A 13,551-nucleotide genomic window follows, 5' to 3' on the forward strand; every position below is an offset into this window, starting at 1 on the left:
ACGAAACGAAAATGACAGAACCATTGCAGAGAAATGACAGAGGCCCTCGTCGTCAGGGCCTCTGTAAAGATGGCGGTTACACTCTGTTCTTCCACACCGTCTGCACGTTACAAAACTCGTGCAAACCAAAGTGAGAAAGCTCACGGCCAAAACCACTTTTCTTCACGCCGCCAAAGGCCACGCGCGCGTCACTGGCGCTAAAGCCATTGATAAACACCCCGCCGCACTCCAGCTCGCGGGCGAATTTTCCGGCCAGCGCTTCGTTGGCGGTAAACACCGTGGCAGAGAGACCAAAGTCGCTGTCGTTGGCAAGCTGCAGGGCATGTTCCGCATCCTTCGCCACCGTAATCGCCGCAACCGGACCAAACAGCTCCTGACGGAAGGCGGTCATTGTCGGGGTGACATGGCTCAGCACGGTTGGCGCGTAATAGTTGCCCTCCCCGCTGATTTTCTCGCCGCCCAGCAGCAGCGTGGCCCCTTCCGCGAGCGTGGCCTGCACCTGCTGATGCAATTCGTCACGCAGATCGAAACGCGCCATCGGGCCAATATCATTCTCTTCCCGATCCGGTGCTCCCATCTTCAGCGCCGTAACCGCCGCAACAAAACGCCGGGTAAAGTCATCGGCAATACCCTCTTCGATAATAAAGCGCTTTGCCGCCGCGCAAACCTGCCCGGTGTTCTGATAACGTCCCGTGACGGCCGCGCGAACGGCCAGATCCAGATCGGCATCATTCAGCACGATAAACGGATCGGAGCCGCCCAGCTCCAGAACGCATTTTTTCAGCGCCGCTCCCGCCTGCGCCCCTATTGCCGCACCTGCACGCACGCTACCGGTGACGGTTACCGCTGCAATACGACGATCGTTGATCGTCTGGCTCACGCCATCATTGGTGGCATTCACCCAGCCAAAGACGCCTTGCGCAATACCGGCATCAGCAAAGATTTGCCCAATCAGCGCAGCAGAACCCAGGACGTTCGGTGCGTGTTTGAGCAGATAGCTGTTACCTGCCAGCAGGATCGGCACCGCACCGCGCAGTACCTGCCAGAGCGGGAAGTTCCACGGCATCACCGCAAGAATCGGCCCCAGCGGACGGTATTCAATGACCGCGTTTTGGTTTTCCACCAGCGTGGGCTCCGCACGCAGCATCGCCGGGCCATGTTCCGCATACCAGTCGCACAGACCCGCAGATTTGGCCACTTCCGCCCGCGCCTGCACAATCGGCTTGCCCATTTCCCGGGAGATCATTTGCGCCATCTCTTCCCCACGCTGGCGCAGTGCTGCCCCCAGGTCGCGCAGCTTTTGTGCCCGGTGAGAGACGCTTTCTCCTCGCCACTGGCGAAAACCGGCATCAGCCAGGGTGATTGCCTGTTCGACCTCTTCGGATGTGGCCCAGGGATATGTGGCCAGCGTCTCGCCTGTCGCCGGGTTAACAGAGAGGGCATGCGTAGCAGATGAATAAGTCATGATGTTCTCCACGTAATATCGGTTGATTGATTGTGGCCCACTCTGCTATTTCTTAAAAATGAATAATACTAACCACCTTATTCACGAATCGAGAATGCTATGGATTTAACTCAGCTTGAAATGTTTAACGCCGTTGCCCTGACCGGCAGCATTACCCAGGCGGCGCAGAAAGTGCATCGCGTTCCGTCTAACCTCACCACCCGCATCCGCCAGCTTGAGGCCGATCTCGGCGTTGAGTTGTTTATCCGGGAGAGCCAGCGTTTGCGCTTATCTCCCGCCGGGCACAACTTTCTGCGCTACAGCAAGCAGATCCTGGCGCTGGTTGACGAGGCGCGCATGGTCGTCGCCGGTGATGAGCCGCAGGGGTTATTTGCCCTTGGCGCCCTGGAGAGCACCGCCGCTGTGCGGATCCCGGAAAGTCTGGCGGCGTTTAACCAGCGCTATCCGCGCATTCAGTTCGCGCTCTCTACCGGCCCGTCCGGAACGATGATTGACGGCGTTCTGGAAGGCACCTTAAGCGCGGCGTTTGTCGACGGGCCACTTTCACACCCGGAGCTGGAAGGCATGCCGGTTTACCGGGAAGAGATGATGCTGGTCACCCCCGCCGGACATGCGGAGGTGACGCGCGCCGCGCAGGTAAGCGGCAGCGACGTCTACGCGTTTCGCGCAAACTGTTCGTATCGACGTCATCTGGAAAGCTGGTTTCACGCAGACCGCGCCACGCCCGGGCGGATCCATGAGATGGAGTCGTATCACGGTATGCTCGCCTGCGTGATTGCAGGGGCGGGTATTGCGCTAATGCCCCGCTCCATGCTGGAGAGCATGCCGGGGCATCATCAGGTAGAGGCGTGGCCGCTGGCGGAGAACTGGCGCTGGCTGACCACCTGGCTGGTGTGGCGTCGTGGGGCGATGACCCGCCAGCTCGAAGCGTTTATAGCGCTGCTAAACGAACGTCGACAACCAGAGCCTTCTCCATAAACAGGCTCAGCGGATCGTCGACATACGGCGCAAACGCCGGACGGCGTTCATATCCGCACTGTTCATACAGGCGAATGGCGGCGTGCTGCTTGATCCCTGTCTCCAGGCGCACGGTGTGGCAGTGACGACTCAGGGCTTCATCCTCAAGGGCAGCAAGCAGCTTCTCGCCCAGATGTTGCCCGCGATGGGCCGGATCGATATAGACCCGTTTCATCTCCCCGGTACCGTCGCCATTAAGCACCACGGCGCCACATCCAACGGCCTGCAGCTGCGGGTCGCGAATGATCATCAGGATAAGCGAGGCTTCAGGCAGCGCAGCCAGATCGAGCAGATGATTGCTTTCAGCGGGATAGAGTTCGCTCTGATAACGGTCAAGCGCCGCGATCAGCTTGAGGATGTCCGGATGACGGGCAGATTCAGAGGTAATGGAATACATGGCAGGCTCCTTGCTTTTTTTGTGAGGCGAGGCTTCAACATAGCGTCTGCCATCTGTTCGGACTTCATAGTTTTAACTTATGTCATGACGCCAGCGTCAGGCGGGTCTCAAGCTGTTCCAGCTGGTTCCGGGCCGCTTCATCCAGCCTGCTGTCGGTGACGATATCCGTCAGGGTGTTCAGGTGCACCACATTAAACAGCGACCAGGCACCGTACTTAGAGCTGTCTGCCAGCAGCACCCGGCGTTTTGCATTGGCTATTAAATCCCGCTTCAGCGCGGCCTTCTCTTCCGTAGGCGACGTGATACCGCGGGTAATATCCCAGCCATTACAGCTGACAAAAGCCACATCAGGCCAGACATTCTGCAACAGCCGACGCCCGTGCTCACCAATACAGGACTGGCTCGAATCATCGATACGGCCGCCAATAATCGTCACTTCAATCTGTTTAAACTCAGAGAGAAACAGCGCAATGTGCAGATCGCTGGTGATGACGCGAAGCGGCAGATGCGTGAGCTGACGCGCGAGTTCAATCATTGTGGTACCGGCGTCCAGCACAATGGCATCCCCCGCTTTCACAAAGCTCGCGGCCGCGCTGGCGATGGCATGTTTTTCTGCCAGACTGCGCTGCATTTTTTCGGACGTGGTCGGCTGGGAAGGAATAAACCGGTTAAGAGTCACGCCGCCGTGGGTTCGGCTGATGACGCCCTCCTGGTCAAGCTTAATCAGGTCGCGGCGGATCGTCGCCGGTGAGGCATCGGTGATCGCCACCAGCTGATCCACCGTGACCAGGTTGTGCCCTTTGAGGTAATCCATTATCTGCTCTAACCGGTTATATCCCTTCATATTATTCCCGTGTAATTTGCATAGCCAACTGAATAGACACCGTCATGCTCTCCGACCTGGCTTTACCGGTCCATGCAATATCGAACGCGGTTCCGTGGTCTGCAGAGGTGCGGATAAACGGCAATCCGGCGGTGATATTCACCCCGTCGTAAAAGCCGAGCAATTTTAGCGGAATATGCCCCTGATCGTGATACATCGCAACGACCATGTCATACATTCCTTCGTGGCATTGCATAAATACCGTATCCGGCGGGCACGGTCCGGTGACGTTGACCCCCTGCGCTTTCATCGCTGCAACGGCCGGGCCAACGATCATGATCTCTTCATCGCCAAACAGGCCATTTTCTCCAGCATGCGGGTTCACGCCCGCGACCGCAATACGAGGTGTGCTAAAGCCCACCCGCTTCAGGAAGGTATCCGCAATGCCGATGACGGTTTTTACCCGATCCTGATTGAGCGTATCAAGGAATTTACGCAGCGCAATATGGGTCGTGATATGAATGACCTTCAGCCGATCGGTGTACAGCACCATAGCGTAGTCTTTGCTGTGCGTCAGATGGGCCAGCAGCTCGGTATGCCCGGGGTAGTGATGTCCGGCCAGATGCAGCGCTTCTTTATTCAGTGGCGCCGTGGCAACCGCTTTTACGTCCCCCGCCATCGCCAGTTCCGTCGCGCGCTTCACGCAGCGATAGGCTAAATCCCCCGCCTGAGCCTGGACCACGCCGGGCTTCAGGGCATCAGGGTCGGCCAGCGGTTCGTCCAGCACGTTAATCACGTTGGGGGCGAAACGGGCCTCGCTGACCTGCCTGATGATATGGATGTCAGCCTGCCCCACGATCCCATCACCCAGCACCCGCCTGAGCGTGCGGGCACAGCCCACCACGACAACCGGGGATCCCGTTAATTCGCTCCCGGTGAGGGATTTGATAATGATCTCCGGGCCAATGCCCGCCGGGTCACCCATGGTTACAGCAATAATGTTAGTCACTCAGTCTCTCCTCGATAAAATGCAACACCTCAAGCAGCGTCTCTTCTTTTCCGAAGCCCCCTGCTTTGGTCATTACCGGCTGGTGCCAGGCACAACCCAGAAATTTGCCGTAAGGGACGCATCCTGCGACGCGCCCTGTAATTTCAAATCCTTGCGCATCAAGCGCACTGGCGACGGCCATTGCCACATCGCCGCCTGAGACATACAACGCATCCGGCGGACATGCCGTCAGTGCCTCTCGGGTAATCTCTCCCAGGAAGGCGCAGATCGTTTCACCCAGTTCGGTCCGGGTCATTTGATACTGCGCGCAAAGCCGTTCAACCTGATGTCGCGCCTCATGGTCCGGGCAGGTATGAACGATGCAGTGACGGCCCGCCTTCAGGGCCTGCATGATGCGCATGAGCGCGTTCGCCGTCTCCCCCTTCAGCACATCATTAACATCAATAAATACCGACGAAACCGCAGGCTCTGCAGCGGCCAGCGCAATCTGGCGCTGAGCGATCTCACTCATTGATCCCACCACCGCCAGCAGTTGCTGACGCTTCACGGGGGCGAGATGGCGTGCCAGCGCATCACATAACCCGGCCGACCCGACCAGCAGCGGTGTCTGCGGGCAGGTCAGCGCGGCGGCAATAATGGCGTCCAGATCCTCGTCACACTGGGCATCGACGATGAGCCACTCCGTTCCCTGCGCCAGTTCGGCTGCCAGCGTGTTTACCGTTACGGATTGACAACTCACGTCGGTAAACAGGTCAGCAATCGTGGCAGACGGGACGGGCGTTTTCGGATCGCTGGCGAATTCGGTTTCATCCACCGGAATGCCGTTCACCAGACACCTGCCGTGGCGTGTGATCCGCCCTGCCGCGGGATACGCTGGCGCCACAATCACCTGCCGTTTGCCGCTTACTGCCTTAAGGACGCCTGTTTCTGCCCCTACATTGCCGCGCAGCGTGGAATCAATCTTTTTGATGAGCCAGTGCGCATCCGCAAGATCCGCCCCCAGTACGGCCACTTTTTCGGCCGCCTCTGCTGCCCGCAGTGCACGGGAATCGGTATTAATGACCAGTGCATCCACCGGCTGGGTAAAGGGGGTGTGGAATGCCACGCTGACCTTCTTACCGCTCAGCGCCAGGCTGACACCCGCATCGTTTGCCCCGGTAAAGTCATCTGCAACGACAACGACGTCTCTGAACAGGTTGTTTTCTTTCATTCCCACTCCGGGCTTGTTTTTCCTGTTAATGATTATATTTAATCATGATTGATTATATGTGAGCAAGATCAAGTTAATCAGTTTGCGAATAAATTATAAATTTAGCCACACGATGACCATGAAGCGTCTTAATTGAGCGAATTTAATCATGGACACAAAGACAGGAGAAAAGCGTGGTTACCCTCAACAGCACCATTATTAGCGGCGCAAATGCGCTCGCCGCCGTCAGGCCATTACTCACCGATAACGCGCAGCTCTTGCTGGTTACGGACGGCAACATTGCGCGTCTGGAGGCGGCAAAACAGATCCGTTCAATTCTTGAAGAGGGCAACCGCCGCGTCACGGTGATTGACACGGTGCCGCCTGAACCCTCCCACCACGATGTCAGTCAGTTGCTCGCGGGGTTAAACTGCGGATCGTTTGATGTCGTGGTCGGGATCGGCGGCGGCAGCGTACTGGATGTGGCGAAACTCCTCTCCGTGCTTTGTCACCCGCTGTCACCGGGGCTGGACAGCCTGCTGGCAGGGGTAAAACCGGTGGCACGCATCTCCTCACTTCTGATCCCCGCCACCGCCGGAACCGGGTCGGAGGCCACGCCGAACGCTATTCTGGCGATACCGGAGCAAAACACGAAGGTCGGTATTATCTCTCCGGTCCTGCTGCCCGATTACGTCGCCCTGCTGCCGGAACTGACCACCAGCATGCCCGCGCATATTGCCTCCTCCACCGGAATCGATGCCCTGTGCCATCTGATTGAGTGCTTCACCGCCACGGTCGCCAACCCGGTCAGCGATAACGCGGCGTTGACCGGGCTCGCTAAGCTGCTGAAGAACATTGAAACGGCCTGCGCTGAGCCGGGCAACCTGCTGGCAAAGCTGGAAATGCTGTGGGCTTCTTATTACGGCGGGGTCGCGATTGCGCATGCCGGCACACACCTGGTTCACGCCCTGTCTTATCCGCTTGGCGGGAAATATCACCTGCCGCACGGCGTGGCCAACGCCATTCTTCTGGCGCCCTGCATGAGGGTGGTTCGTCCCCACTGCGTGACAAAATTTGCGCAGGTCTGGGATCTCGTGCCAGGCGCGGACGGCAGCCTGTCCGATGACGAAAAATCTCACGCGCTGGTGGAGTACTTTGCCGCGCTGGTTCGTCGGCTCAACCTGCCGGACAACCTTGAGTCCCTGGGCGTGCCGCGCGAAGACATCGCTTCCCTGAGCGATGCCGCCCTGAACGTTAAACGGTTAATGAACAATGCCCCCTGTCAGGTGAATCACGACGAGGTGCAGGCGATTTACCGGACACTGTTTCCTGAACATGCATAGTCAAGGAGTAAGAAATGCGTAACAACATCAAGGGCGTGCTGACGGCTATCGTCACCCCCTTTGACGCGGAAGGCGAACTCAACCTTCCCGGCTTAACGCGGCAGATCGCCCGGCAGCTGGACGCCGGAAACGGCATTTTTTGCGGCGGAACCAACGGCGAGTTCTTTGTCCTGAACGAAGCGGAAAAAATCGCGGTCACCCGGACCTGTGTGGAAACCGTCGCCGGACGCGCGCCCGTCGTGGCGCATATTGGCGAAATCTCCACCCGCGACACCATCCGGCTGGGAAAACAGATCGCCGCGCTGGGTGTGGATGCGGTTTCCGTCATCACCCCTTACTTCGTGCCGCTGAAACAGTCTGAACTCATCGCACACTACACCGCCGTCGCTGACGCGCTAACCGTACCGGTCTTTCTGTACAACATTCCGGCGCGGACCGGCAACACCCTTGAGCCCGCCACGGTACGGGCGCTGGCCGAACACCCCAACATTTCAGGTATTAAAGACAGTGCCGGGAGCTATGAAAGTCTGCGCGGTTTCCTCAACGCGGTAAGCGACATTGACGGGTTCGACGTGCTGAACGGACCGGATTCACTGATCCATCAGGGCTTCGTCGAGGGATGTTCAGCCTGTATTTCCGGGCTGGCAAACGTGGCGCCAGCGGCGATCAACGCCATCTGGTCACGCTTTAACGCGGGTGATGTTGAAGGTTCCCGGCAGGCGCAGGAGCGCGTCACCCGGCTCCGCACCGAGCTGTACAGCGTGGCGTTTTCCCCTGCCGCGGTTAAAAAGGCCCTGCAAATCATGGGCGAGGATGTCGGAGAGAGTCGCTATGCCGTGGCGTTTAGCGAGCAGCAGTGCCAACAGATTCGCCAGATAGTGACAACGTCACTTAACTAAACGGCGTTGGTTTCGTCAATAAGAATACCGGGTACCTGAGGTGCCCAGGATTCACTCGCCCTGAAGAGAGGCAAAGATGAATAATTTTACCGCTGAAGATACCCTGATCATTGTGGGCATAGTCATTGCCTACATCCTGTTCACCACCTGGCTGACCTTCCGGATCCGCAGTAAAAACTCCGGGGACTTTATGGAAGGCTCCCGCGCGATGCCGGCGTTTATTGTCGGGATCCTGCTGATGTCCGAGTATATCGGCGCTAAATCCACCATCGGCACCGCGCAGGCGGCGTTCGAGGACGGGTTTGCTGCGTCATGGTCCGTCATCGGGGCCGCAATTGGTTTCCCGCTTTTTGGCCTGTTGCTGGTAAAACGCATATACAACACCGGGAAAATCACCATCTCGGGTGCGATTGCTGAAAAGTACGGTAACAGCGCCAAAAACATTATCTCCCTCATCATGATCTACGCCCTGCTGCTGGTGAATGTGGGGAATTACGTCAGCGGCGCAGCAGCGATTTCTACCGTACTGAAAGTCAATCTGCCCGTTGCCGCTTTCATTACGGCTATCGTCAGTACCTTCTATTTCGCCTTCGGCGGCATGAAAGGCGTGGCGTGGGTAACCGTGCTGCACAGTGCGCTGAAATACTTCGGCATTCTGGCCATCATGGGTTTTGCGTTATCCAAAACCGGCGGTTTCACGCCGATGATCGAAAACATGCCGGACTTCTACTGGACCTGGGATGGCAACATCGGCGCGTCGACCATTTTCGCATGGCTCATCGGCACCATTGGCTCCATTTTCTGCACCCAGTTTGTGATCCAGGCCATCTCCTCCACTAAAGATGTTAAATCGGCCAAACGCTCCACCTGGGTCGCGTTCTTCTTCTGCCTGCCGATCGCGCTGGCCATTGCGGTGATTGGCGTGGCGGCAAAATACCTGCATCCGGAGATCGACAGCCTGTATGCGATGCCGATTTTCCTGCAGGATATGAACCCGTGGCTGGCCGGTCTGGTCACCACCTCTCTGGTGGCGTCCATCTTCGTCAGCGTCAGTACCGTGGCGCTCGCCATTGCCTCCCTGGTGGTAAAAGATTTCTACGTGCCGATGCGCAACCCGACACCCGAGCAGGAGTTTAAAGCTACCCGCTGGATCTCCCTGCTGATTGGTTTCCTGCCGCTGATTTTTGTTCTGCTGGTGCCTGAAGTCCTGAAGCTGTCGTTCTTTACCCGCGCCATTCGTCTGTCGATTTCCGTCGTGGCGGTCATCGCATTCTACGCCCCGTTCTTCCGCAGTACCCGCGGAGCCAATGCTGGACTGATCGGCGCCTGCGTCGTGACCTCTGTCTGGTATCTGCTGGGCGATCCGTTTGGCATTAACAATATGTACATCGCCCTGCTGACCCCTGCGGTCATCATGGTCATCGACCGTCTCATTCCGGGAAAGGCACAGGGTAAAGCGCCAACCCCCGTTGAAAACAATGGAGTCTGATATGTCTGTAACCGTAACCCGCGACGGGATTATTCGCCCACAACAGGATACGCGCGTGGAGGCGGCCATGCTGCCTTCCGCCTGCCCACAAAACCACGCGGCAAATCTGCTGCCGCTGCCGGATGGTTCGCTGATGTGCGTCTGGTTTGGCGGTACCCAGGAGGGTATTGCGGATATCTCCGTGTGGGGTTCGCGCCTGTCACCGGGAAGCCAGCAGTGGAGTGAGGCAGAAAAACTGTCGGATGATGCCACGCGCTCCGAACAGAACCCGGTTCTGTTCCTGGCACCCGATAACGTGCTGTGGCTGCTGTGGACCGCGCAAATTTCCGGCAACCAGGACACCGCTATTGTGCGCTATCGCCAGTCCCGGGATCTGGGTAAAACCTGGGGGGACATCGCGACCCTGCTCGATAAACCCGGCACCTTTATTCGTCAGCCGATTGTCGTGCTGGAGAACGGTAACTGGCTGCTGCCGGTGTTTTACTGCCGCACCCGGCCGGGTGAGAAATGGGTCGGTAACGATGACATCAGCGCGGTGAAAATCTCCGAAGACGGGGGCAAAACCTGGCGTGATGTCGAGGTGCCGGACAGCCTGGGCTGCGTCCATATGAATATCACCCCGCTGCGCAATGGCACCCTGGTTGCCCTGTTCCGCAGCCGCTGGGCGGATAACATTTATTACAGCCAGTCAACGGACAACGGCGAAAGCTGGTCCGTGCCGGAGCCCACGGTATTACCTAACAACAACTCCTCTATCCAGGTGACAACGCTTGCCAGTGGCGAGCTGGCGCTGGTCTTTAACCTCATGAGCGCCGCCGGGGCGCAGGAGCGTCGCACCTCGCTGTACGATGAAATTGACGATGGCGATGGCCGTAAAGAGCCGGTTGTGACCCACGGTCGAACCGCCTTCTGGGGTGCCCCGCGTGCGCCGATGACCGTCGCCATTTCGCCGGACGGAGGCAAAAGCTGGCCGTGGCAACGGCATCTGGACGAGGGAGACGGCTACTGCATGACTAACAACTCTCTGGAGAAACTGAACCGTGAGTTTTCCTATCCGAGCATTAAGCAGAGCCCGGATGGCAGCCTGCATATCGCCTACACCTACTTTCGTCAGGCCATAAAATACGTGCGGGTGACGCCCGAGTGGGTCAAGGAGTCAGCATGATTATTGGACATCTCGACGCCCTGCCGCTGGCAGGGTTACCGCCGGTGTTGTATGCCCTGCTGTCCCGCCCGGACTGCACGCTGCAGGCGCTTAGCGAACGCGATGACGGCCGCTGGCAGCCGGACAATGCCCCCTGGTTTTGCCAGATTGGTCCGGCGCAGACGCAGCCGCGCGCGGAGCGGCATACGGAGTACCATCACCAGTGGGCGGATATTCAGGTTGTGCTGGCGGGAGAAGAACTCATCTATGCCGGCGCGCGCCCTGTTGGCAAGCCGGATGACGAAGAGCGTAAAGCGGACCTGTTCATTGCCAGCTCATCGGCACACAGCGTCGGGATCCGCCTTGGCGCGGGTGACTTTGTGGTCTTTTCTCCCGGAGAACCACACCAGGCGCTGTGCGCCAGCGGCGCGCCGATGACCGTGCGCAAAGCGGTGTTTAAAGTTCCTCGTTCAATGCTGGAGGTCTGACATGCGTCACGCCGTCGTGACCGGAGCCAGCTCCGGAATTGGTGAGGCCATCGTTAAGCGTTTACTGGCGGAAGGCTGGCAGGTCACCGGACTCAGCCGCCGCGCCGTGATGCCGGATACCCCTGGCTTTACGGGGTTACGCGTGGATATCACCGACCCTGATGCACTGAACAGCGCCCTGCACGCCATCGCGACACCGCAGGCGGTGATCCACGCCGCCGGGATGATGGCCGCCGCCCCACTGGGGCAACTGGAAAGCAGGGTTAGCGCGTCACTGTGGCAACTGCACGTCCAGGCCTGCGAAGCCCTGTTTAACCATTTCGCGCCCGCTATGACCGCCGGTGGACGATTTGTGGCGATTGGCAGCAGAACCTCCCGCGGGGCGGCAGGTCGTTCACAGTATGTTGCCACCAAGGCGGCGATAACAGGGATGGTCAGAAGCTGGGCGGCGGAACTGGCCCCGCGTGGGATCACCGCAAACGTGGTCGCGCCGGGCGCCACCCAAACGCCGATGCTTAGCGCACCGGGGCGAGAAAGTTCACCGCCTACCTGTCCGCCCATCGGCCGTCTTATCACGCCAGAAGAGGTCGCGGGGCTGGTGAATTTCTTGCTCAGCGATGAAGCGGCCGCCATCACAGGCCAGGAGATGGTGATATGCGGCGGCGCCTCGCTCAGCTAGCGCAGGAAGATACGCCCTTTCAGATAGAGCGTCGCCTGGCCGCCAATCAGCACACGGTCGCCCTTCAGTTCGCAGCGCAGATCCCCGCCACGGTATGAAACCTGGCGGGCGTTCATCGACGTTTTGCCCAGCTTCTCGCTCCAGTACGGTATCAGCATGCTGTGCGTCGATCCGGTGACCGGATCTTCCGGTACCCCTTCGCCCGGGCAGAAGAAGCGGCTGACGAAGTCATACTCCTCTCCTGGTGCCGTCACGCAGACCATTTTCCCGAGCGGCGCCATCGCTGCAATATCCGGGGTTAAGGCCTCCACCTGTTGCTGGCTCTCCAGTACCACCATGTAATCCCGTCCGACGCGGACCTCTTTAGCCTGGGCTATCCCCAGCGCGCTGAACAGGCCCGGCGGGGGATTGTCAACCACCTCGGTCGACCACGCAGGGAAATTGAGCGTCAGCCAGTCGCCGCTGCGTTTCACCGTCAACTCACCCACGAAGCGCGTGGTGAAGGTGATTTCGGTATGCGGATAATCGAGGTATTCGAAAATCACGTGTGACGCTGCCAGCGTCGCGTGGCCGCAGAGGTTGATTTCATGCAGCGTGGTAAACCAGCGCAGCTCGAACCCGGTGTCGGTGCGTACGAAAAACGCCGTCTCAGACTGGTTATGCTGTTGCGCCATTTTGAGCAGCGTCTCATCCGAAAGCCACTCCTCCAGCGGGCATACCGCCGCTGCATTGCCGCCAAACGCCCTATCGCTGAAGGCATCCACCAGATAAAAATCAATTTCCTGCATTGTCTTTTCCTCTGTTGTTATAGGTATCTAGCGCAGAAAAACTGTGCCTTTCAAATAGCATGACGCCTGTCCGCTCATCAGCACGCGCGAGCCTTTTAGCTCGCACCGCACGTCGCCGCCCCGCGCGGAAACCTGACGGGCAAACATCGTCGTTTTACCCAATTTTTCGCTCCAGTAAGGAATGAGCATGGTATGTGCAGAGCCGGTCACCGGATCTTCCCAGACGGCAACGCCGGGGGAGAAAAAGCGGCTGACGAAATCGTAATCCCCGTCGCCCCGCGCCGTAACGGCAACCTTATGTTCGCCAGGCGTCATGGCTGAAATTGTCGGTGCGAGTGCTTCAACCTGCTGGCGATCTTCCAGCACCACCACCCATGCGCGGCCTTTGCGGGCTTCAACGTAGCGGCGGATACCGAGCGCCGCGAGCATCTCCGGCGGGGGCGTCTCTTCATGCGTGGGACATGCCGGGAAATCCAGCGTCAGCCACTCCCCCTCCCGGCTCACCGTCAGGCGGCCAGAGGCCGTTTCGAAGTGGATCCGCGAGTCAGGATAGTCCAGCTCATTGAACAGAACGTACGCCGCAGCAAGCGTGGCGTGACCGCAAAGATTAACTTCGGTCAGCGTGGTAAACCAGCGTAGCTCAATGCCCCCTTTCGTACAGACGAAAAATGCGGTTTCCGACTGATTATGCTGTTGCGCCATTTTCAGTAACGTTTCGTCCGGCAGCCACGCCTTGAGCGGGCAAACGGCAGCCGGATTTCCGCCAAATGACACATTGCTAAACGCATCGACCAGATAAAAATCAATCTCCTGCACTGTCT

General features: G+C 58.6%; 14 protein-coding genes. 7 read left to right on the forward strand and 7 right to left on the reverse strand.

The window, feature by feature from the left end:
* Positions 1-76: 76 nt before the first annotated feature.
* Positions 77-1,465, reverse strand: a complete 1,389-nt coding sequence (sad, locus tag ACMWKA_RS11995) for a succinate-semialdehyde dehydrogenase (protein ID WP_060578333.1) — start codon at positions 1,463-1,465, stop codon at positions 77-79.
* 99 nt (positions 1,466-1,564) lie between these two features.
* Here sad and ptrR point away from each other — a divergent pair, with 99 nt between their 5' ends.
* Complete coding sequence (gene ptrR, locus ACMWKA_RS12000) at positions 1,565-2,443, forward strand: putrescine utilization regulator PtrR (protein WP_013096613.1); 879 nt, start codon at positions 1,565-1,567, stop codon at positions 2,441-2,443.
* On the opposite strand, the gene ACMWKA_RS12005 is transcribed toward ptrR, so the two are convergent.
* The 4 genes from ACMWKA_RS12005 to dtnK all read right to left on the reverse strand — a co-directional run bounded on the left by ACMWKA_RS12005 (position 2,397) and on the right by dtnK (position 5,921).
* Positions 2,397-2,879 (reverse strand): GNAT family N-acetyltransferase, encoded by a 483-nt coding sequence (locus ACMWKA_RS12005; RefSeq protein WP_045294042.1) that lies wholly within the window; start codon positions 2,877-2,879, stop codon positions 2,397-2,399. The two genes, ptrR and ACMWKA_RS12005, sit on opposite strands and share 47 nt — an antisense overlap.
* Positions 2,880-2,961: 82 nt before the next feature.
* Entirely contained in the window at positions 2,962-3,723 is a 762-nt protein-coding gene (locus tag ACMWKA_RS12010; RefSeq protein ID WP_013096615.1) for a DeoR/GlpR family DNA-binding transcription regulator, read from the reverse strand.
* Position 3,724: 1 nt separating this feature from the next.
* A complete protein-coding gene (locus ACMWKA_RS12015) occupies positions 3,725-4,711 on the reverse strand; it encodes a D-threonate 4-phosphate dehydrogenase (RefSeq protein WP_248725541.1) in 987 nt (328 codons plus the stop codon).
* Complete coding sequence (gene dtnK, locus ACMWKA_RS12020) at positions 4,704-5,921, reverse strand: D-threonate kinase (RefSeq protein ID WP_114518796.1); 1,218 nt, start codon at positions 5,919-5,921, stop codon at positions 4,704-4,706. Before dtnK ends, ACMWKA_RS12015 begins: the two co-directional genes overlap by 8 nt.
* 173 nt (positions 5,922-6,094) lie before the next feature.
* On the opposite strand from dtnK, the gene ACMWKA_RS12025 reads away from it, so the two are divergent.
* From ACMWKA_RS12025 to ACMWKA_RS12050, 6 genes are all read left to right on the forward strand, one after another.
* Entirely contained in the window at positions 6,095-7,243 is a 1,149-nt protein-coding gene (locus tag ACMWKA_RS12025; RefSeq protein WP_414760273.1) for an iron-containing alcohol dehydrogenase, read from the forward strand.
* A gap of 14 nt (positions 7,244-7,257) precedes the next feature.
* Positions 7,258-8,142, forward strand: coding sequence for a dihydrodipicolinate synthase family protein (locus ACMWKA_RS12030; protein ID WP_414760274.1), 885 nt, complete (start codon positions 7,258-7,260; stop codon positions 8,140-8,142).
* A gap of 76 nt (positions 8,143-8,218) precedes the next feature.
* On the forward strand, positions 8,219-9,631 hold the full coding sequence (locus ACMWKA_RS12035) for a sodium:solute symporter family protein (RefSeq protein ID WP_414760275.1): 1,413 nt from the start codon (positions 8,219-8,221) through the stop codon (positions 9,629-9,631).
* A gap of 1 nt (position 9,632) precedes the next feature.
* Positions 9,633-10,796 carry a sialidase family protein gene (locus ACMWKA_RS12040; protein ID WP_130626108.1) on the forward strand — a complete coding sequence of 388 codons (1,164 nt, stop codon included), beginning with the start codon at positions 9,633-9,635 and terminating at the stop codon, positions 10,794-10,796.
* Complete coding sequence (locus ACMWKA_RS12045; protein ID WP_058651333.1) at positions 10,793-11,263, forward strand: YhcH/YjgK/YiaL family protein; 471 nt, start codon at positions 10,793-10,795, stop codon at positions 11,261-11,263. Before ACMWKA_RS12040 ends, ACMWKA_RS12045 begins: the two co-directional genes overlap by 4 nt.
* Before the next feature lies 1 nt (position 11,264).
* Positions 11,265-11,942 carry an SDR family NAD(P)-dependent oxidoreductase gene (locus tag ACMWKA_RS12050; protein WP_414760276.1) on the forward strand — a complete coding sequence of 226 codons (678 nt, stop codon included), beginning with the start codon at positions 11,265-11,267 and terminating at the stop codon, positions 11,940-11,942.
* On the opposite strand, the gene ACMWKA_RS12055 is transcribed toward ACMWKA_RS12050, so the two are convergent.
* A complete protein-coding gene (locus tag ACMWKA_RS12055; RefSeq protein ID WP_020688618.1) occupies positions 11,939-12,730 on the reverse strand; it encodes a PhzF family phenazine biosynthesis protein in 792 nt (263 codons plus the stop codon). The two genes, ACMWKA_RS12050 and ACMWKA_RS12055, sit on opposite strands and share 4 nt — an antisense overlap.
* Positions 12,731-12,757: 27 nt before the next feature.
* On the reverse strand, positions 12,758-13,546 hold the full coding sequence (locus ACMWKA_RS12060) for a PhzF family phenazine biosynthesis protein (RefSeq protein ID WP_020688617.1): 789 nt from the start codon (positions 13,544-13,546) through the stop codon (positions 12,758-12,760).
* Positions 13,547-13,551: the final 5 nt, after the last annotated feature.

Origin of the sequence: Enterobacter sp. 03-F-07-AD-ECC (genome assembly GCF_047530935.1) — a bacterium.
Classification (GTDB): Bacteria; Pseudomonadota; Gammaproteobacteria; order Enterobacterales; family Enterobacteriaceae; genus Enterobacter; species Enterobacter cloacae.